This window comes from Fretibacterium sp. OH1220_COT-178 (genome assembly GCF_003860125.1).
Classification (GTDB): domain Bacteria; phylum Synergistota; class Synergistia; order Synergistales; family Aminobacteriaceae; genus CAJPSE01.
In genome coordinates this window covers 78,258-99,057 of the sequence record NZ_RQYL01000008.1, presented here as the reverse complement: position 1 = coordinate 99,057, position 20,800 = coordinate 78,258, and the positions used below count along the sequence as shown (strand labels likewise).

16 protein-coding genes are annotated in these 20,800 nt (G+C 62.5%); 8 read left to right on the top strand and 8 right to left on the bottom strand.

Going from position 1 to position 20,800, the window contains the following annotated elements; genetic code table 11:
- The first annotated feature begins 193 nt into the window (after positions 1-193).
- The 3 genes from leuS (at position 194) to hpf (ending at position 4,350) form a co-directional block, all read left to right on the top strand.
- Positions 194-2,683: a leucine--tRNA ligase gene (gene leuS / locus EII26_RS05180; protein WP_124888083.1), complete on the top strand. Its 2,490-nt coding sequence runs from the start codon at positions 194-196 to the stop codon at positions 2,681-2,683.
- Between the two features lie 14 nt (positions 2,684-2,697).
- Positions 2,698-3,666: a DNA polymerase III subunit delta gene (gene holA, locus EII26_RS05175; RefSeq protein WP_124888082.1), complete on the top strand. Its 969-nt coding sequence runs from the start codon at positions 2,698-2,700 to the stop codon at positions 3,664-3,666.
- A 135-nt stretch (positions 3,667-3,801) separates the two neighbouring features.
- Entirely contained in the window at positions 3,802-4,350 is a 549-nt protein-coding gene (hpf, locus tag EII26_RS05170) for a ribosome hibernation-promoting factor, HPF/YfiA family (protein ID WP_124888081.1), read from the top strand.
- Between the two features lie 164 nt (positions 4,351-4,514).
- On the opposite strand, the gene EII26_RS05165 is transcribed toward hpf, so the two are convergent.
- The 5 genes from EII26_RS05165 to EII26_RS05145 all read right to left on the bottom strand — a co-directional run bounded on the left by EII26_RS05165 (position 4,515) and on the right by EII26_RS05145 (position 9,794).
- Positions 4,515-5,423 (bottom strand): 5-oxoproline transporter, DUF979 family subunit, encoded by a 909-nt coding sequence (locus EII26_RS05165; RefSeq protein WP_124888080.1) that lies wholly within the window; start codon positions 5,421-5,423, stop codon positions 4,515-4,517.
- Between the two features lie 32 nt (positions 5,424-5,455).
- Positions 5,456-6,127: a 5-oxoproline transporter, DUF969 family subunit gene (locus EII26_RS05160; RefSeq protein WP_124888079.1), complete on the bottom strand. Its 672-nt coding sequence runs from the start codon at positions 6,125-6,127 to the stop codon at positions 5,456-5,458.
- Positions 6,128-6,312: 185 nt separating this feature from the next.
- On the bottom strand, positions 6,313-6,963 hold the full coding sequence (gene pcp / locus EII26_RS05155; protein WP_124888078.1) for a pyroglutamyl-peptidase I: 651 nt from the start codon (positions 6,961-6,963) through the stop codon (positions 6,313-6,315).
- A 480-nt stretch (positions 6,964-7,443) separates the two neighbouring features.
- Positions 7,444-8,736 carry a sensor histidine kinase gene (locus EII26_RS05150; RefSeq protein ID WP_124888077.1) on the bottom strand — a complete coding sequence of 431 codons (1,293 nt, stop codon included), beginning with the start codon at positions 8,734-8,736 and terminating at the stop codon, positions 7,444-7,446.
- The gene (locus tag EII26_RS05145; protein WP_158612171.1) at positions 8,733-9,794 is read right to left on the bottom strand and encodes a response regulator transcription factor; all 1,062 of its coding nucleotides are present in this window, start codon (positions 9,792-9,794) and stop codon (positions 8,733-8,735) included. Before EII26_RS05145 ends, EII26_RS05150 begins: the two co-directional genes overlap by 4 nt.
- A 327-nt stretch (positions 9,795-10,121) precedes the next feature.
- Between EII26_RS05145 and EII26_RS05140 the strand changes: the two genes are divergently transcribed.
- Entirely contained in the window at positions 10,122-10,808 is a 687-nt protein-coding gene (locus EII26_RS05140; RefSeq protein ID WP_124888075.1) for a cysteine hydrolase family protein, read from the top strand.
- A 12-nt stretch (positions 10,809-10,820) separates the two neighbouring features.
- Positions 10,821-12,182, top strand: a complete 1,362-nt coding sequence (locus EII26_RS05135) for an APC family permease (RefSeq protein ID WP_124888074.1) — start codon at positions 10,821-10,823, stop codon at positions 12,180-12,182.
- A gap of 134 nt (positions 12,183-12,316) precedes the next feature.
- On the opposite strand, the gene EII26_RS05130 is transcribed toward EII26_RS05135, so the two are convergent.
- Positions 12,317-15,367 (bottom strand): ATP-binding protein, encoded by a 3,051-nt coding sequence (locus EII26_RS05130; RefSeq protein ID WP_158612170.1) that lies wholly within the window; start codon positions 15,365-15,367, stop codon positions 12,317-12,319.
- 232 nt (positions 15,368-15,599) lie between these two features.
- On the opposite strand from EII26_RS05130, the gene EII26_RS05125 reads away from it, so the two are divergent.
- From EII26_RS05125 to EII26_RS05115, 3 genes are all read left to right on the top strand, one after another.
- Complete coding sequence (locus EII26_RS05125) at positions 15,600-16,349, top strand: class I SAM-dependent methyltransferase (RefSeq protein ID WP_124888072.1); 750 nt, start codon at positions 15,600-15,602, stop codon at positions 16,347-16,349.
- A gap of 110 nt (positions 16,350-16,459) precedes the next feature.
- Positions 16,460-17,755: a YjiH family protein gene (locus EII26_RS05120; protein ID WP_233572614.1), complete on the top strand. Its 1,296-nt coding sequence runs from the start codon at positions 16,460-16,462 to the stop codon at positions 17,753-17,755.
- Between the two features lie 365 nt (positions 17,756-18,120).
- Entirely contained in the window at positions 18,121-19,755 is a 1,635-nt protein-coding gene (locus EII26_RS05115) for a bifunctional metallophosphatase/5'-nucleotidase (RefSeq protein WP_124888070.1), read from the top strand.
- Between the two features lie 67 nt (positions 19,756-19,822).
- Here the strand turns inward: EII26_RS05115 and EII26_RS05110 are convergent, their stop codons facing one another.
- Entirely contained in the window at positions 19,823-20,188 is a 366-nt protein-coding gene (locus EII26_RS05110) for a nuclear transport factor 2 family protein (protein ID WP_124888069.1), read from the bottom strand.
- A 1-nt stretch (position 20,189) separates the two neighbouring features.
- Entirely contained in the window at positions 20,190-20,696 is a 507-nt protein-coding gene (locus EII26_RS05105; RefSeq protein ID WP_124888068.1) for a hypothetical protein, read from the bottom strand.
- Between the last annotated feature and the right edge of the window lie 104 nt (positions 20,697-20,800).

Below are 20,800 nucleotides of genomic sequence, written 5' to 3'. Positions count from 1 at the left end.
TTTTTGCCGCACCCGACGGGTGCAAAACTAAAGTTCGCTTAAACTATGCAATAACATACTCCGTTCTCGATAAGCGCACCACAACCTGTGGTTTTGGGCGTTGCCCAGACCTTTGCCCTTTGCCCATGAAAAGGCTATAATTCTCTTTATATTTTTTTACAGGCACATGCGAACGACCGAGGAGGACACGACGATGGCGTACGATTTTCAGGCGATCGAGGCGAAGTGGCAGGGGATATGGCAGGAGAAGCGGTGTTTCGAGGTGGAGACGGATCCCTCGAAGCCCAAGTTCTACTGCCTGGAGATGTTCCCCTATCCCAGCGGGGCCCTGCACATGGGGCACGTCCGCAACTACTCCATGGGGGACATGCTCGCGCGCTTCCTCCGCAAGACGGGGAAGAACGTCCTCTATCCCATGGGCTTCGACGCCTTCGGCATGCCCGCGGAGAACGCCGCCATCAAGTACAGGACCAAGCCCCACGACTGGACGTGGAAGAACATCGAGTACATGACCGGCCAGCTCAAGCGCATGGGCTACAGCTACGACTGGCGCCGCCGGGTGGAGACCTGCAACCCGGACTACTACCGGTGGAACCAGTGGCTCTTCCTGCAGATGTACAAGAAGGGGCTGGTCTACCGCAAGGAGGCACCCGTCAACTGGTGCGAGCCCTGCGGCACGGTCCTGGCCAACGAACAGGTGGAGGGCGGGGAGTGCTGGCGCTGCCATTCCCCCGTCGTCAAGAAGAACCTCAGGCAGTGGTTCATCAAGATCACCGACTATGCCCAGGAGCTGGTGGACGACATCGAGACGGAGCTCAATGGCTGGCCGGAGCGCGTGCGCATCATGCAGCGCAACTGGATCGGCCGGTCCGAGGGCGCGCAGCTCACCTTCAGGGTCCCCGAGCTCGACTACACGATCGAGGCGTTCACCACGCGGTTCGACACGGTGTTCGGCATCACCTTCATCGCCCTGGCGCCGGAGCACGAGCTGGTGAAGAAGATGATCGAGTGCCTGCCGGAGGACGAGGCCCGCAGGCTGAGCGATTTCGTGGGCAAGGTCACATCGCAGAGCGCGATCGAACGGTCCGATGCCGGGGCTGAGAAGCTGGGCTGCAAGACGCCTTTCACCGGCGTGCACCCCGTGACGGGCAAGCCCGTCCCCATCTGGATCGCCAACTACATCCTGATGGACTACGGCACCGGGGCCATCATGGGCGTTCCCGCCCACGACCAGAGAGACTTCGATTTCTGCCGGAAATACGGCATCGAGGTCGTCCCCGTCATTCAGCCGGAGGGCGAGACCCTGGACGGCGCGACGATGACGGAGGCCTTCGAGGGCGACGGCCTGGCCTGCAATTCGGGCCAGTTCGACGGGCTGCCCACCCGGCAGGCCATCCCCACGATGATCGCCTGGGGCGAGCGGGAGGGGCTCTGCAAGCGCGATGTGAACTTCCGCCTGCGCGACTGGCTGATCTCCCGCCAGCGCTACTGGGGCACGCCCATCCCGTTCGTGCACTGCCCGCACTGCGGCGTCGTGCCCGTGCCGGAGGACCAGCTTCCCGTGCTGCTGCCGGAGGACGTCGAGGTGAAGGACGTGGGCCGCTCCCCGCTGCTGGACATGCCGGAGTGGCTGGCCACGACCTGTCCGGAGTGCGGCGTGCCGGCCACTCGTGAGGCGGACACGATGGACACGTTCTTCTGCTCGTCCTGGTACTTCGGGCGCTACTGCTCGCCCGGAGACGACCGGGGCCCGTTCCGGAGGGCGGATGCCGATTACTGGATGGCTGTGGACCAGTATATCGGCGGCATCGAGCACGCCTGTCTGCACCTGATCTACGCCCGGTTCTTCACCAAGTTCCTGGCGGATATCGGCCTGATGAAGGTGCGCGAGCCCTTCACCAACCTGCTGACCCAGGGCATGGTGATCAAGGACGGCGCCAAGATGTCCAAGTCCCTGGGCAACGTCGTGGATCCGACGGAGATCGTCGAACGGTACGGCGCGGACACGGTGCGGCTCTTCATCCTCTTCGCCGCCCCCCCTCAGAACGATCTGGACTGGTCGGAGCGGGGCGTGGAGGGGGCGCACCGCTTCCTGGGGCGCGTGTGGCGCTGCGTGGAGGAGCATCTGGAGGTCCTGAGGGCCGCCGGTGGAGAAGTCGTCCCGATGAAGGCTCTTCAGGATCCCGTTCTGCGCGACTTCAAGCGGAAGATCCATACGACCGTAGAGGCCGTCACCCGCGATATCGACCAGGAGAAGCAGTTCAACACGGCCATCGCGCGGCTGATGGAGCTGACCAACGCCCTGTACGCCTTCGGCGCGGAGGGCCGGGCGGCCGACGCTCTGCGGCGCGAGGCGGTGGACGTCCTGCTGAACTGCCTCTCGCCGTTCTGCCCGCACATCGCCGAGGAGCTCTGGGAGATGCTGGGCAATACGGAGCCCATCAGCATCTCCCCCTGGCCGGTTCCCGAGGCGGAGGCGCTGGTGCAGGACTCCGTGACCATCGTCGTGCAGATCAACGGCAAGGTCCGCGCCCGGCTGGAGATGCCGGCGGGGCTGGACGGCGCGAAGCTGGAGTCCGAGGTCATGGCCGACCCCACCGTGAGGGAGCGCCTGGACGGTCGGCCCGTCGTCAAGACGATCGTCGTCCCGGACAAGCTGGTCAACATCGTCGTCAAGGGCTGAGCCTCCCGTCTGCGATGCCCCGCCTCGTCGCGATCGAAGGCCACGAGAGCCAGCGCCGTCAGCTCGAGGAGCGGCTTTCCGCGCTCTCGAGAGAGGGCTACGCCCTGTCGGGCAAACTCGAGGCGGGCACTGCGTTTCGGGACTGGAAGGAGTTGTTCGCCATCGCGGGCAGCCGAGGCCTCTTCGACGCCCGAAGCGTGACGGTGGCCGAGGGGGCGGAGGCGTTGGGCCCCTTCCCGGACGAGCTGTCCCCGCTTCTGGAGGACGATGGGTCGGAGGCCGTCGTCATCGCGACCTTTGCCGGGGATACCAAAAAGATCTTCTCCAAGGAGACGCTGGCGCTCAAAAAAATTCTGTTCCTCCGGGCGGAGGCGTCCGTCCCGCCCTGGAAGCGGAAGGACTGGCTTCTGGGGCTGGCGCGGGAGCGCGGCTGCCGGCTGAACCCCGCGGCGGCGGCCCTGTTGGGCGAGTCCCTCGAGTCCTTGGAGGAGTTGCGCTCGGAGCTCGACAAGCTGTCCTTCTACGCCTCCGGCCGAGAGATAGGGGTCGAGGATGTCCGGGCGCTCTCCTTCGACGAGGGGGCCAAGGCCCTGCTCCAATTCCTGGACGGACTCTGCCTCGCGCGCCACGAGGAGGTCGTCCGGAGCCTCCGTCACCTTCAATCCGACCCCTCGCCGCTGAGGCTTCTGGCCTCGTTGGGTAACCGCCTGCGCCCCGCGCTCTACCTCGCCTGCTTCCCGAAGGACGGGCCCGCCGCCCTGAGGGCCGCCGGAGGGCCCCGGGAACACGCCGTCAAGATGTCCCGACGCGCCCTGGAGAATTTCGGCGCGGAGGCGATCAAACATTTCATGCTGGGTGCCGCACGCCTCTCCTTCAGGGAGAAGACCTCGTCCGCCGAGGGCTGGCCGGGCTTCGAGCTCCTTCTGTGGGAGCTCCTGCGCCATGGTCCCGGGACGGGATCCAGAACTTCCTCGATGCGATAAAACTCCGATGTGTTACAATCAGGGGCAAGAAACGTTCCCCGCGGGAGGAAGATTCCGAGGGGAAAGTCCCGGCCGCGAGGAAGTTTCTGGTTCCGCTCTCAGTATTCCTTATCTACGAAACGGAGGCGAAGGTCGATGGAAGTGCGTTTTGTGCAGCGTGGAACGGAGATCGACGAGAATCTGCGAAGCTACATGGAGGGCAAGGTCTCCAAGCTGGAGAAATTTTTCAGGAAGATCCTGAACAGCCAGGTGGTCGTCAGCCTCCATAAGGGCAATTTCAATGTGGAGACGACGGCCAACGCCAACGGCGTCATCCTGCGGGCGGAGGAGAACGCCGCCGATCCCCGCAAGGCCTTCGACCAGGCTCTGAAGAACCTGGAACGCCGTATCAAACGCCACAACGACTACCTCAAGAACAAAGGGCAGTACCAGGGAGACGTGGAATTCTCCTTCAGCCTGGACGGGATGTCGGAGACCCCTTCGGAGAGCGCCGAGAGCCATGAGCCCGTCATCGAAAAGGTCAAGAAAATCCCCGTCCAGCCCATGGATCCCAAGGAGGCTGTGATGCAGATGGACCTCGTCGGCCACTCCTTTTTCATGTTCCAGAACGCCGATACGGGCGACATCAACGTCGTCTATAAGCGCAAGGATGGACGTTACGGACGACTGGAGCCCGTGGTTTAGCCTTGCTCACGCCATCGAGTTGAGAGCGGCCCCCCAGGGGGCCGCTCTCAACTCGATGGCGTGGATTCTCTTCCGATATCTTTCTTTCCATCTGCTGGCCGGCAGCGGTTCTTTGGCCGTCGGGTCGTTTGCCTGTTGGGGTGGGGGCAAGGCCGTTTCTGGGGTCAGAAGGCCAGAAAATACATCAGCCCGATGTTCACCAGCAACAGCGGAAGGGCCGTTCCCACCTGAGCGGCGATGACCTCGTTCATGTTCCGGATCCCCAAGCGCTCCGCGGGGAGGGCGTTGAAGTTTACGGCCATCGGGGTCATCAGGGTCCCGCAGTATCCGGAGGTCATGGCGAAGACCCCCGCGATGGCGGGGTCTGCGCCGAAGCCGCGGACGACCAGGGGAATTCCAACCCCAGATGTGACGACCAGAAAGGCGGGAAAGGCGTTGCCCATCACCATGGAGAAAAAGGCCGTCGCGATGCAATAAACCGCGGCAGCAGCCAGTTTGCCGTCGATCGTGACGAACGCATCGATCATCTCCAAGACGACGTCCCCCATCCCGGCCTCCGCGAATACCGCTCCCAGGGCAGCCAGAAACTGGGGCAGTGCGATATACCATCCCAAGGACTCGAACATCCTCTGTCCGTCCCGGGCGAGGGCGACGGGAGATTCCCGCATCAGGGGCATGAGGAATACGAGAAGGACGATATGGCTGGCGCCGAAGGCAACGAGGGGGTTCACATCCCAGCCCCAATAAAGCAGGAGGGTGGACGCCAGGGGCAGCAGAAAGGGAAGGAGGAACCTCCGGGACGAAGGGTTGGCATCGCTTTTCCTCTGTTCGTTGGGCGGGGCGTTGCGTCCGTTGAAGGTCGGACCGCCCAGAATGGCCAGCACCGGCATCATGACGACGCATGCGCCCGTCACGGCGGGGGGCATGCGGCTGCCGAAAGCGAACGTGACGCCATAAACGACCAGAAAAAGAATGGCTCCCCATGTCTTGGAGGAGCGATTGCGGCTGTCTGCGAGGATGAGCAGGGCGTAGACGAACAGGAGTCCCCCGATGGTGCGATAAATGGATTCCATGTTGAAAGTTTCGGAGAAAAAAGAGGACAAAGTCAATCCTGCCAGGCCTCCCTAGCCTCTTGGCGCAGGGCTTCGTCCAGGCGCCGGCAGCGCACGACGACGATGGCGTAGGCTGCCAAAGCTGTTGGGACGCCGTATAGGGCGATCTTCATGATGCTGACGGGGTAACCCGCCTGTTCCATGGCCGCCTTGACCAGTAGCCCTCCCGTCGAGGCGACGAAAAGCAACTGGCCGAAAAAGTTGCCGCAGTTTTCGGTTGCGATGGCCATGGCCTTGACGCGGTCGAGGGTGCTGGGCAGGAGATTCCCCTGACGCCGCGCGGCCTCCTCGGCCATTGGCGCGACGAGGGACCGCACGAGCGGGTGGCCGGCGAGCAGGACGCCCAGGGCCACCGAGAGCTGGCGCATCGTCACGTACAGCCATAGAATGCGGCCCACCGAGGCGTCTTTGCCCCTCCGCAGTATGGACTCCACTTTCTTGTGCAGCCCCCGTCGCTCGAGCAGACCCAGCAGGGGCAGGATCAGAAGAAAGGTCGACAGAAAACGATGGGTCGTGAACGCGTTCCCGATCGTCTCGAGAATGGCGATGAACTCCATGTTGCCGACCAATCCCGTGATGAAGGCCGCAAGCAGGATGGTCAGAAGCAGATTGAATTCGAAGGTCGCTCCAATTATCACGATCAGGATGCCGATCAATTTGATCAAGGCACCACCCCCGTACGGAAGAGGTCGAAAAATCGGGGTCGTCCCCTTGGAACCTTTCGTTTTTTTCTTTTGCCGGTTCAGTATAGCACATTGTTCCTCCATTCCGGCCGCCTCGTGCAGCGGCCGGGATGAAAACAGAGGGGCGCCCCTCCAGGCGATGTCGGCAGCCCTTCACGGCCGCATCTTCAGTGCAGCTGGCCCCCTTCCTCGCGGAGGTCCTCGTGCACGACGGCTGCGGTTCGGATCGCCGTCTCGAGCCCCTGGGTGATGGTCTCGATCGACATGCTGGGTTTCCCTCCCAGGCGTGCGGCCTGTTCCGTCATGTACGGGATGTGGATGAAGCCTCCCCGACGCACGTTGCCCTCCTCGGACAAAAGGTGCATCAGACCGTAGAAAATGTGGTTGCAGACGAAGGTTCCCGCGGTGTTCGATACCGAGGCCGGGATCCCCCTGTCCCGCATCGCCCGCACCATGCTCTTGATCGGCAGTGTGGACCAATAGGCCGCGGGAGCCCCTGCGACCACCGGCTCGTCGGTCGGTCGGTTGCCGTCGTTGTCGGGGATTCGAAAGTCGTCGATGTTGATGGCGACACGCTCGGGCATGATCTCGCATCGCCCGCCCGCCTGGCCCAACGCTACGATCAGGGCCGGATCCTCGTCTGCGATGGCCGCCCGGAGCTTCTCGATCGAACGGAATCGTATGGTGGGCAGCGCCCGAGTAACGACGCGGTATCCCTCCAGGAGCTTGCCCTCAAAAAATCTCAGCACTTCGAGTGCGGGGTTGACGGTCTCGCCCCCGAAGGGCTCGAAACCCGTAATCAAAATTCTGCTCTGCATCGGCCCACCTCCTGAATGCGTATCAACCAAAGGGGCGAAAGGGAGAAGAACGACTTCACAAGGCGAGGAACGCCGCGAATGACGATCCCGGAGACCCGTGGTCCCTCTCTTCCATTTCGAGATTGTAACATCCGGGTCGGGCTGAACGTACGGAATGTCGGGGTGCGGGCGGCTGCGGGAGGACGGATAACGAACATAAACGAATATAATGGAGCCCTTGGCGGAACGGAGCACGGCTGAAAGGGCCTGCGGCTGATGTCTTGATTGAAAGGAAGCGATGCAGATGCGGGACGGCATCTCCCTGCCGAGCGTCGTCAAAAGCTGAAAAACGCCCTGCGCTCCTCCGGGAGAGGGGCGCGGCGAGATCGTCCAGTCGACACGAAAAGGGGCGCATCCATTTTCGAGGACGGCGGCCCGCCGTGCAGTGCGGAAAAAACCGCGAGCGGCATCCCTGGGGGATTGCTGTCCACGGGGCGGGATTCAGTCCTTCCGAGTGTCTGGAGAACGTCTTCGGGAGCGGGTTTTGCCTCCCGCGGTTTCCTCCCGTATGTCCGGATCCCTGAAGGAAAGGGTGACCGTCGTCCCCTTACCCTTCTGGCTCCCGATCTCCATCTTGCATCGCTTTCCGAAGAACAGCTTCAGCCTTTCCAAGCAATTTTTCATGCCGATGCCTTCGTCCGGCCGTCCCCTTTCCCTGGAGGATGAGAGCTTTTTCCTCAGTGTTTCGAGCTCCTTAGCTCCTATGCCCGCCCCGTCGTCGACGATCTCGATCTCGCAGGATCGGGGTCGTCTCCTGCAGGAGATCAGGAGGTGTCCTCCCTGGGTTCGGGTGGAATTCAGGAGGCCGTGCTCGATCGCGTTTTCCACCAGGGGCTGCAGGGTGAAGAAAGGCAGGATGAACGTCTCCATCGCCTCCTCGCAGCAAATGCTGTAACTGATCCGGTCGCCGAATCGATATTTTTGAATGCGGAGATAGTCGCCGATGTAGTCCATCTCCTGCTTCAGCGTCACCTGAGCGTTTGCCTGGGTCAGGGTGTAGCGGAGCATGGAGGAAAAGGAGTTCAGCATCCTCCCGGCTCGTTCCGATTCTCCCATGCTCAACAGGCGCGATATCGAGTTCAGGACGTTGAAGGTGAAATGGGGCATGATCTGTTTCTGCAGGGCCTCCAGGCGGGCCAGGGAGAGCTGGTTCTTCAGGTCCATCTGCTCCTTTTGGTACTTCATAAGGGCCTGTGTGACCTGGCTGATCTCCTCCTGCATCTTGGCATAGGCCTTCAGGTTCAGGATGTAGCGGGTGAGGTTCTGGAGGGCCCGGGCGGTTTCCTCGATCTGCTTTCGGCTGAAGACCGGGATCTCCTTGTAATATCGGGAGTAGCGCTCGTCCTGCGCCCACCGCATCTTCGATGCCGTCTCGTCCACGGGAAAGCATCCGGTGTCGCTGCACAGGACCTGGCCCGCCGTGATCGCACCGACGAACTCTCCGTCCAGAAGCAACGGGATTTCGATGTTCACCAGACCGGCATGGCAGATGTAGATGCTGGGCCTGTCCTCTTCGAGGGCGATGCGCAGGGCTTTGCGGTTGGAGCACTGACAGCAGCCCTCTCCCTCAGGCAGGGCGTTGACGGCACGGCAAAAACGCGTGAAATTGCTGCCCTCTCCGAGGTGGCGTCCTTCGCGGTCCACGAAGACGACCCCGAATCCCGTGGCGAAGGCGAAGGACTCCTGCAGCTCCTCCTGGAGCTCCTTGGACAGAAGATCGCGGATATCGCTCATCTGGGGTTCTGGCCGCGGTACTGCACGGGGGTGCAGAGTAGCGCTTTCCTGAAGGCCTTGTAGAAGGAGGAGAGACTGCCGAACCCGCAGGACTCGGCGATGTCCTGTATGGTCATGTTGCTTTGGGAGAGGAGACGTTTTGCCTCGGCCAGCCTTTTTGTCCGCAGGTACTGCGCGATGGACTGCCCGGTCTCCCTGCGGAAAATGCGTTGGATGTGGTCGGCGCTCAGGAATACGATCTTTCCCAGGCTGCCCGGCGTGATCTTTTCCCGAAAGTGCTCGTCCAGGTAGGCGGCGATACGCTGTGTCGGAGGCACGGAGTCCTGAAGGAGGATGGAGGCCGAGGACTGCAGCTCCGCTATGTAGGAGCGCGCGAGGTTTTGGATTTTCAGGATGTCCGAGGCGGAGGCGATGCTCCGGACCAGCAGGTCCTGCGTTGCGTTCCCCGGGACGTCGCGGAAAAGAGGATCCTCGAAGCAGATCCTTTCCATGGTGAAGACGATGTTGACGACGTGGATTCGGTAGGTCTCGAGCGGCTGGCTCTTCGTCAGAAAATCCGAGATGGCCTCGAGGGACCGCTCGAAAAGGAGGAGGTCCTTCACCTGCATGCTCCTGCGAAAATCCTCAAGAGCTTTGCCGGGGAAGGATTCCATCAGCGAGGGCGAGCGGGATTCGTCCGGTCCCCGGGTTTTCGCGGGAGGAAGACAGGCCGTCAGGACGGAGAGAATCTCGTCGTCCGACGAGGGCTTGACCAGATAGGCGTCCACCCCATAGCGGATGGCCTTTTGAGCGAACTCGAACTCGGCGTACGCGGAATTGAGGACGACTACGGTGCGGGGCAGCCGGTGCTTGATCCTTTCGGCGGCTTGAAGTCCGTCGAGGAGGGGCATGCGTATGTCCAGGATGGCCAGGTCCGGCCGGTGCAGCAGGGCCAGTTCCACCGCGGATTGTCCGTCCCCCGCGCTCGCCACGACGCCGTAATCGTCGGTTCCGTCGATGAACTGAGTGAGATAGTTCCTTTCGATGACCTCGTCATCGGCGACCAGGATTTTGTACATCCCTCTGCGTCTCCTTGTCTTTTTTGCGGCATATCGAATGCGGGCGGAAGCTCCCCGGCTGCATGACGAACAGGCGGGGCCGCCATAAGCCCGCGGCGGGGGCTCTGGAAGCATACGGCATACAATGGCGCGTCCTGCCCTCGGCGTTCCCGTTTTCCGGCCTCTTTTTGTCGAAAGACGGGGAGGTTGCCTCGATCCGAAGACACGGGGCCCCGATTGGCGCTTGTTCTCCGGCCTCACATCCATAAAATTTTGACTGTAGGGAAGGATTTCCTTCCGGAACGGTCCATCGTTCCATTATATAGGGAAACGGAGGTCGGTTGGAGTATGAAGGTCAATGATCGCTATTGCTCATTCTACTACGAACTGGACGAGGATTACGGAGAGATTGTCGTCGACAGGGGCAGGACGGCACTGCTCATCGTGGATATGCAGTACCACTTCCTCACCCGTCCCGATACGAGCGGCATGAGCGAGAGGGAAAAAGCGTATTATGCCCGATGGGAGTACTTTTACGATCGGATCGACAACGAGGTGATCCCCAACAACGCGCGGCTCCTCGCCGCCTTTCGGGAGAGGGGGATGCTTGTCGCCCATGCGCGCATCACCGGTCAGCTCGCGAACGGGAGGGACCGGTCCCTGGACCAGAAGGCCACGGGATACAACGAGCTGCTGCTTCTCAAGGGAAATCCCGCGGGGGAGATCGTGGCGCCCCTGCGCCCTCAGGAGAACGAGTTGGTGGTCATGAAGACCACGGACAGCGCGCTTACGGGGACGTCCCTGCGCCTGATGCTGCACAATTGCGGCATCGATACGGTGGTCGTGACCGGTGTGCTGACGGACCAGTGCGTGTCCGGGACCGTACGCAGCCTGGCCGACGAGAGCTTCAAGGTCTGGCTCGTCGAGGATGCCTGCGGGGCCTCGACCCGTGAGATTCAGGAGCATGAACTCTCGGTCCTGAACAACATCTACTGCCACGTGGTCAACACCGATGAACTGATCGCAGCCTTGTAGGAGGGAAAGATCATGAACGACAACAAGCTAAAAAGGAATCTGACCTTCATTCAAATGATCGCCATATCGTCGGGGGCCGTCATCGGAGGCTGGCTTGCCGAGGCGCCCTACTGGTTCCGGACCACGGGGGCGGGGGCGGCCTTTCTGTTCCCCATCCTCGCCCTGCTCCTGGTGCCCGTGGGGCTCGCGTTCGGAGAGCTGTCGGCGATGCTCCCCTTCGCTGCGGGAGTGAATGCCTGGACCAGCAATGCCTACGGAAATAAAACGGGGTTTGCGACCCAGTGGATGATGTTCCTGATCCAGGTGGTGGAGCCCCCGATGATGGCCTTCATCTTCGGCACGGCCATCAACTACTTCTATCCGCTGGACGGCAATCAGATGATGATGGTGGCCATACTCTCCGTCACCGTGTGGTTCGTCCTCTCCAACTTCAACATCAGCCTGACGGGCAGCCTGTCCAATTTCTTCTTCTTTTCGATGATCGTCATCTCCCTCCTGGTCTCGTCCTCCTTTTTCCTTAGCGGACACTGGAGCGCGGATCATATTCGCCTGAACCAGGGCTTCTTCCCCAAGGGCGGCTACGGGATCTTCATCGCCATGGCCGTGTTCTCGCTGAAGTTCATCGGCTTCGAGATGACGCCAACCCTGATCGAGGAGACGAATTTCCCGGCCTCCAAAATCTGGAAGGTCATCCTGGCCTCGCTCTTCATCCCCGCGCTGCTCTACAGCTTCGTGGTGCTGGCCATGGGCGGCATGGCGTCGTGGCAGGACATTGGAGCGATGAGCATGCCCGAACCCGAGCTGGTGGTGCGATACGGCCTGCCCGCGATCCTGGGTATCCTCGCCATCGTGTCCGGACTCATGCACGCCTTCACCACGATGATGGGGTTCTGGACCTCCAGCGCGCGGGTCCTCTACGGCGCCGCCCAACTGAACCAGCTTCCCAGGAGTTTCATGAAGGTCAATCGTTACGGGCAGCCCTTCCTGGCGAATATCGTGGTCTACCTGTTCTCCCTGTTCTTCTGCTTTTTCAGCGGCGACAACTGGGTGCAGTACATCTATGCGATATCCAGCATCGCGGCGGGGATCGTCTACTTCATCTCCTGCCTGGACGTCGTACGCCTCAGAAAGCTCCATCCCGAATGGAAGCGCCCCTTCAGGGCCCCGGGCGGGGTTCCCATGTTCCTGGCGGGCATGGGCATCTCCATCTGGCTGGTCGTCGGGGCCTGCATGGAGCTCGATGTGGGCGGCTACATCTCCCTGGCGCTTTTCTTCGCCCTCGGGGTCGTCGTCTTCGGTGTGGCCGATCGTCACAGAAGGAAGCAGGGACTCGAGTCGATCAGGCTCACTCCTGACGATATCGGAAAAGAATAAGGGATCGCGTAAGGATCGGCGCCGTTTTTTCATGCCGGAAACCGCATCCGCTCGACGAATGAAGGAACGCCTCGGGACAGCCCGCCCCGAGGCGTTCCTTCATGTCCATTCGCGTCAAGGGACGGGGAGGGGCGTCACTCCACCCCGAACGTCCTTCGGACGAACCGGGCCCGACGTTCGGCCCCGATCGCCGAGTAGAGCGCGGCGGACTCCCCGGCGTAGCTTTGCGGCGTCCCGGGGAGGGGGCCGAGCCGCTCCCCGTCCAGCTCGCCCCGTTCGGCCATGGAGGCCGCCCAGGCCTTCGCCATGAGCTGCGCCGCGCACCAGCTCCGCTTGCCGATGGCGGAGAGCCGGTCCCCCTTCTCGAGGGAGGTGCGGACGTCGTCGGGCCTGTTGTCCCGAGCGTCGAGGATCGCCTTGAGGCTGTAGAGCAGGGAGCCGCAGTGCCCTCCGCGGCAGCTCTCGAAGAGCGTCACCCCCTCCTCGATGTGGTCCCGCGCGAGATTCCAGCAGCCCATGTCCAGGGCCGCATCCGCGGCATGTGCGTGGAAGTGGCTGAGCCCCCAGAAGAACCCTGCATCGGAGCAGCGCTCGATGCAGGCACAGAAGTGCTCCATGGCCCCGTCCGGGTCGCCGCGCCACTGGCGCGTCTCGCCGATGTAGCAGCGCGGCGCCAGAAGGTTGAGCGTGTAGTTCCGCCCGAGCAGGCTCAGGTCCTCGAAGAGCGCGGCGGAGTGAGCCAGGATCCTCTCCGCCCCCTCGAAATCCCTCTCGATCATGCGGTGGACCCCAAGGAAGCGAAGGCCCAGCCCCATGTGGTGTTCCTTGCCGAGCCTCTTGGCCAGGTGCACGATCGCGCGCCCCGTGTCCTTCAGCCTTGCGCTCTCGTCCGTCTGCAGGAAGCGGTGTCCCATGTGCTCCAGGCAGTGCAGGCGGATCTCGTCGAATCCGTGCTGCCGGGAGAGCGCCAGGGCGCGCTCGATCAGGGCGCGCCCCGGTCGGTAATCGCCCCAGTTGATGCGGTAGCCGCCCCAGAGCTCCAGGAACGAGGCCTCCATGCGCGTCCTCTCGACGGACTCGGTTCCCTCGGTCTCGCCCAGCAGCTCCCGGACCTGCGCGATCTTGAACTCCGTCTCCTCCCGACCTCCGAAGGGAATCGAACACGAATGCAGCACCCGATCCTCGATCAGCGGGAAAAGGGTGTGGTTCAGGGCGATGTGGAAGCTCATCTCGCTGAGGTGGAGCTTCAGTTCATCGGTCCGGAGCCCGGCCATACGGTAGTGGTGTCGGAGCGCCGCGCTGAGCGTCGGGTTCCAGACCCGCGGGGAGTACCGCGCGCTCAGGATCTCCGCGATGCGCCGGTGGAACTCGCGCCGCTTGAAGCCTGGGAGGGACTCGTAAACGCAGTCCCGAACGTTGGCGTGGCAGAAGTCCGCCAGCAGGCGGTCGCCGTCGGCCGTCTCATGGATGAGCTTCTTGCGGAGCAAGCCCTCCATCGGCTCGACGAGCTCGCCGGGGGAGAGGTTCAGAAACAGTGCGACGTCCTCCAGGGAACCGGACCCTCGGAATGCGGAGAGTGCTTCCAGAAGTCGGCGTTGAGTCGGGGAGAGGTCCTTCATCCGCGCCATGATGGTCTTGGCGAGCCCGGCGGAGGGATCGCCGTCGGGGTCCTCGGACAGGGAGCGCAGCATCTCGGCCAGGAGGAGCGGAATCCCTTCGCTCCCCCTCACGAAATACTCCGCTCCCTTGAGGGAGACGAGGTCGTCCGGCAGAAAGCTGCGGCAGAACTTCAGCGTCTCCGCCGGGTCCAGAGGGCCGAGCGGGATTCGGAGGGAGCGGTGGGGGAGGGAGGGCTTGAGCCTGTCCAGCATTTCGCCGATGGCTGCGGCACCCTCCGGACGGGTCGTGAGGAGCACCGTGAGGGCCGATTCCATCTTTGTCAGGACGGCCTCCAGCAACAGCAGGGACTGGAGGTCGAACTCATGGAGGTCCTCCAGCACAAGGATCAGGCGTGTGTTGGAGGCCAGGGAGTCGAGCAGCCGGGATACGATCCGCCCCAGCCCGAAGGGGGTGGGAGAGGGCGGTCCCCCGGTGCCGGGGCTCACGTCCCTGCGCGAGAAACCGTAAAAGGTCCCCGACAGCGCGGAACGATCCGAGGGGGCGACGGGAATGCCGCGCTCCTCCAGCCTCTTTCCCATGTGTGCGATCAGGCCGTTCCAGGCGGAGTAGGGGGCGGGCGGTCCCAGAAGTTCGGGGCGCGCGGCGAGGATGTCCGTCCCTCTCGCCGCGTTCAGGGCGAGAGCGCGGTTCACGAGGGATGTCTTGCCGATCCCCGCCTCGCCGTGGACGAGGACGAGTTTCAGCTCCCGCCTCCCGTCGGAGAGGAAGCTCACGATCCGCTCCACCTCCGCCTCCCTGCAGCAGAAACGCTCCCCGATGGGCTGGGAGGCTGCGGTACCCCCGGCGATCCTGCGGAGGAAGGCCTCCGCTCGGCTGCTGGGACCGATTCCGATCTCGGACTGCATCCGCGTCCGAAAATTCTCGTAGAGCGAGACGGCCTTTGCGGTGTACCCCCGTTCGTGCCAGGATTCCATGAGCTCCAAAACGGAGTCCTCGTCGAAGGGGTCCAGCGTGAGCAGCGCGGACAGGGCCTCCGTCCGCCCGTCGAAGCGCCCCCGTTCGTAGCAGGCGGCGGCCCGAGTCCTGAGGCTTTCCGCAACCCGCCCCCTCAGTATGTTCCGCGTCAGGCCGAGCCAGGCGTCGAACTCGGGGCCCCCCAGAGCGTCGAAGCCCTGTAGGGGCTCGTCGAGGAAGGTCGGGCCGATGGGGACCGATGGGTCCTCCAGCTTCGGGATGCGGTCGAGGTCCTTGACGATCCCCTTCACGAGAAGGGATCTTCGGTCCACCTCGCAGTTGTCCGGCAGGGCCCTGCGCAGGACGTGCAGGCTGTTTCTGAGGCTGTTCGCGGCCAAGGCCTCGTCCTTGTCCCCCCAGAAGAGGAGTTTCGCCCTGTCCCGCGGCACACGACCCTCCAAGGCCGCGTAGAACAACAGCGCCTCCGCCTTTTTGAGCGGGATGGCGATGCGCTTTCCGTCCCGCTCGGCCTGGGGTTCGCCGAAGAAATGCAGACATACCGTCATGGGGTCGGGAGAGCCCGTCGGCCGTGTCCCGTGCCATGCTTCCATGGCGCTTGCGCGCTCCGTCGCGCCCGTTTCTTCACGAGTTCTCCTCCCCCCTTCGCGAAATGTGCGGCATCCCTTTGGCGGGTGCGCCATTCCATTCAGTATACCTTTTTGGGCGTTAAAAAAATGTTAAGCAGTGGGAGCTTCCCCCGATTGGGGCGCCGGATTTAACGATGCCGGGAACCTCCGTCAGATCGGGATAACGCATGTTTAACGGGGAGGTGATAAAAGAGGAATGGTGGAGTTTCATCCGAAAATCCAAAATCTTGAGGAGAGCGGGGTGGCGACGTTGTCGGGCATCGTAGCGGAAGGAACCGGCGACTATTACGCGCGGAAGCTGAATGCGGCCAGGCTGGAGGAGGTCTATCGGACGCGGCTGTCGAGGGTCCGTCAGTATTTGGAGGCGGAAATCGCCTTCGCGCGCGGCTTCCTGAGCGGGCGCGAGAGAGTGCTGGAATTGGGGGCCGGGTACGGACGCATCATGAGAGAGCTTGCGCCCTTCTCGGCGTCAATCTTGGGCGTGGAGCTCTCGGAGGATTCCGCGGCCTTCGGGAAGGAGTATCTGAAGGACGTTCCCAACGCCGAGCTGCGGGTGATGGATGCGCACCAAATCGGTTTCGCCCCCGAGTTCGACCTGGTGTTGTGCCTGCAGAACGGTCTGTCCGCCATGAAGGGGGATCCTATGAACCTGGTGCGGCGGGCTCTGTCCGTTCTGCGGCCCGGGGGCAGGGCTGTTTTCAGCAGCTACAGCCCGAAGTTCTGGGCGCACCGTCTGGCGTGGTTCCGGGAACAGGCGGAGAAGGGGCTGCTTGGGGAGATCGACGAGGAGCGGACGGGAGATGGTATCATTGTGTGCGCGGACGGGTTCCTGGCCACGACCTTTTCCGCGGCCGACTTGAGAGCGCTTGGGGAGGCCGCCGGGTGCGCCTTCCGGTTGGAGGAGGTCGACGAGTCGAGCGTGTTCCTCGTCGCCGGAGGGTCGTGAACGCCCGGAAAACCATGTTGCCGAAGCGGGGGCCGTGCAACGGACGCATGGAACTCAAATCGAATCGAAGGGGAGAAATCGATATGGCGGAAGATCGTTCAGGAACGGGTTTGTTCAAATTTGTCTGCTACAGTCTGTTCGGCCTCTTCATGTTCTTTTGCCCCCTGTCCCTCTGGGGCAAGACCACCATCCCGGTGGATCACATCATCAGCTACATCACCCGGGAGCTCTCGTCGGGGGCGAAGCTCTACATTCTTCTGGTGATGTACGTCGGGGCGGTGCTGCCCTTCGTCCGCAGGAACTGGGACAAGGACGGGATCACGCAGTTCTTCACGATCGCCAAGGTCTTCGGCGCCGCGGCGGGGACCGCACTCTACTTCGGCGTGGCTCCGGCATGGCTGGCCCGCCCCGATTTCGGCCCCTTCCTCTACGACAAGCTGGCGACCCCCGTGGGGCTGGTGATCCCCATCGGCTCGGTCTTCCTGGCGTTCCTGGCCTGTTTCGGGCTGATGGAGTTCACGGGGGTGCTCATGACCCCGGTGATGCGCCCCCTCTTCAAAACCCCCGGGCGCTCCGCCATCGATGCGGTGGCCTCGTTCGTGGGCAGCTACTCCATAGCGCTGCTCATAACGAACGGCGTCTATCGTCAGGGCAAGTACTCCGCGCGGGAGGCGGCCGTCATCGCCACGGGGTTCTCCACCGTGTCCGCGACGTTCCTGCTGATCGTCGCCAAGACGTTGGGGATGATGGATTATTGGGCCGTCTACTTCTGGGTGGCCATGGGGGTCACCTTCGCCGTGACCGCGATCACCGCCCGCCTCTGGCCGCTCTCCTCCATGCCGGACGCCTACTTCACAGGGGAGCGCGTCCGGGATCCCGAACGAGGCGGGAGCCTGTTCTCCCAGGCCTGGCAGGCGGGGATCGAGACGGCGGCCTCGGTGGATCCGCTGCCCAAACTGGTTTGGGACAACTTCCGTGCCGGGCTGAACATGGCCTTCAGCGTCATCCCCTCCATCATGTCCGTCGGATTGCTGGGGCTGGTTCTGGCGGAGTACACGCCCCTGTTCGACTGGGCCGGCTACGTCTTCTACCCGTTCTTCAGGCTGTTCGGCGTCTCCCAGGCGATGCTCGCCGGGAAGGCTGCGGCGGTGAGCCTGCCGGAGATGTTCCTTCCCGCGATCCTCGCGGCCAAGACCGGGACCCCGCTTCTGAAGTTCGTCATCGCGGTGGTCAGCATATCGGAGATCCTGTTCTTCTCCGCCAGCATCCCCTGCATCATGGGGACCGACATCCCGCTCTCGCTGCGCGATATCCTGGTGATCTGGTTCGAGCGCGTCGTGCTCAGCATCGTCATCACCATCCCCATCGCCATGCTGCTGGGGTTTGCGGACGTGATTCCGGGGTAGGAACCCACTCCGGCCCCGGATCGATCGGCATAAACAGGCATAAACGCAGATGGGGCGGCTCATGCCGCCCCACCTGCCGCTCGGATTCGGCGTCGCCCGCGTGCCGTCCGGGCCCGATCGGGCAAGCCCCTCAATAAAAAGACGGAAGAACCGATAATCCAATGGAGGCCGAATCGAGAGGGCCGGCCCGGTGCTGTCCTTTTCCTTGTCCCGAGAGTCGTCCGGCGACGAACTCGGCCCGTGTCTTTGCGCGTTGTCTTTTTATTTTGCTATAATTGCCGTGGCGTCGTGAGTATTCATTATATTTTTTCTTGAAACGGTCCCTGGCTCTGAATAAGGGTTAAAAGAGACGGGAGGAAGTCCGAGTGGAAAAATGGATGCGTCTTTTCGGCATGTCGCTGTTGTTCTCCGTCTTATGGCTGAACTCGGCGGACGCCAAGGATCGTACCGTGGCGCTTTATTCGATCAATCACCTGCAGAGCCAGCTTCTGCCCATCGAGGTGGGCGAGCAGAGGGTGAGGCGGTTTCTCGGAGGCCTGTCTCAGGCTGCCGGGGTGGTTCAGAGGGACAGGGAGAAGTACGACAACTCCATTTTTTTCACGACGGGGGAGGTCCTGGCGGGGAAGCTGTGGCGCTATTTTCGCGGCGAACCCGAGATGCGGGCGCTCCTGGAGGCGGGGGTTGCCGTCAATACCCTGGGAAAGCACGAATTCGACTACGGCGTGGGTTATCTGAAGACGGCGCTCTCCTATAACGATCTTCCCATAGTCATCTCGAACATCGTCACTCAGGACCCCGTACTCCTGTCGAGATTGAGGAAGACCTTGATTCTCGACGCCGGGTCCGTACGGGTCGGTTTCTTTGGGCTGCTCTCTCCCAGGGTGATGAGGACGACCGCGAAGCCGGAGGGGGTGTCCTTCGATCCCGATCTGAACACGATCGCCCGTGCGATGGTCGAAGAGCTCCGCAAGGAGGGGGCGGAGTTGATCGTCCTGCTCAGCGGCCTTTACGAGAGCGAGAACATTGCCCTTGCCGAGTCGGTGGCGGGCGTGCACGTCATTTCGGGCTGTGGCATTCCCGAAAAGGGCCAGCGCGACCTCTTTTACGTCACGGGGCCGGACGGAGGGCAGACCGCCGTGACGTGGAGCGGGGAACGCGCTCAGTTCGTGGGGCGGCTGCAGGTCGTCCTCAGCGGCGGCAAGCTCGATGAAAAACGGACGAATTGGAAGCTGCTGCCCGTGGGCGACCGGACGTCGCCACACCACAAGGTGCTGGAGACGGCCACGAAGTACGAGCAAAAATTGGCCCAATCCCTCGGCAGGGTCATCGGCAGGGCCGAACGCATCATAGACGCCAGAAAGAAGACGCTCAGGAACGGCGAGGCCCCGATCGGAAATTTCATCGCGGACGGCATTCGCTGGAAGGTGAGCGCGGATGTCGCCCTATTGAACGGCGGAGGGATCCGCAGCGACAGGATCTATCCGGCGGGCGACGTCAAGGAACAGGTTCTGGCGGAGCTGCTGCCTTATGGAGATCGGCTTTGCTCCCTTACCCTGACGGGCAGGGATCTGAGATGGGCGCTCGAGGTATCGGCCTCGGCCCTCGTCGGTGCGCACGAGAAGGATTTCAATCCGGACGTAAGGCTCCATTCGGGATCCTTTCTGCAGGTCTCCGGGCTTCAGGTCGTTTACGATCTTACGGCTCCTCCCACTTTGATGAAGGACGGGTTCGTCGAGACCCTGGGCAGCCGCCTGAAATCCCTGTCCGTTTTGAGGGACGGAGAGTGGAGGGAGGTGCGGGACGACGAGACCTACACCGTTGCCGTGTCCTCCTGGATGGCGGGGGGCGGGGGCGGGGGCAAGTACACCGTGCTGCGGGATGCTCCACGCGTCGATGTGGACTGTCTGGACACCGAGGCCTTCATCGAATATTTCAAGGTCGCCTGTCGGGGCAGGGCGGCGCTGCAGAGGGACGGCCGTATTACGGTGACCGGACGTTAGCGGCGCCTTTGAATGAAACGAGAAGGCGAAAGAGCGAACCCGGCAGAGGGCTCGCTCTTTTCTGTTCTCAGGGCAGGTGGGTCCGCCTCCATTGCGGCGGGGGGCCGTCCTCGCCCCAATATTCCGTCAGCCTTCGAATCTTGTCTCCCTCGAGCTCGAAGAAGGATACGGCGTGGAACGAGGTCCTTCGATCCTCCGATCGGACCCGGACGACCGATATTGCCAGCGACGGCATGGTTTCCAAGCGTTCGACGGTGATGTCCCAGCGTCCGGGATAGGCGGCGTTCAGAGCGCCAAACTCCTCGGCCGTGAAGCGCTCGCCCGTGTTGGGCCAAGAGATCTGGGCATCCGGGAGAAAATGGAACGGCAGGGCGTCCCATTTCCGTTGGGCCATGTCCGACCACAGCGCCCTGACGCGTTCGGCCGGCGTCATGTCAATCCAACCAGAGAAGGGCCTCGATCTCCTTGATGGTCCCCTCTGCGTCGACCGTTAGGGTAAGGCTGGTGTAATCCGTACCGTAGGCGACCTTTTCGGCCGTCCGCTCCGCCGGATCGCCCAGGGCTTTCAGCACCTTGTCGACGGGGTCGCCGACGCGGACGTTGCGCAGGGCGTAACGGTCCGAGGAGCAGAACAAAGCGAGCGCCCAGCGTCTTTTCTCCGAGCTCATCGTACCGAGAGTGAGGGACAGCCCCTCGTACTCCAGGGTCTCGATGGTGTCCTCGACCCCCTCTTCATGGCGGTTTTCGTGTTTTTCCACCGTGTCCTTCATGGGGGTCCCCAAAGCCTTGACGACGCTCTCCCGGTCCGTCCCGAAGGACTCCAGGATCTCCGCAGTGAAGTCGTTTATCCTCTCGTCCCGTTCCTCCTCGGAGAGGGCGAAGCCCCTCCCGGCGGAGAAGAAGACCGTCAAAATCCCGAGCCACAAAGCGACTTGTCTCATCGTACCCTCTCCCTTAAAAGTTTAAAGTATGAGAGTATTTTATCATGCTCGACAGGTAAGAAATGAATGGCCGGCGGCGGCACCTTCAGGCGTGCGATCCCCCG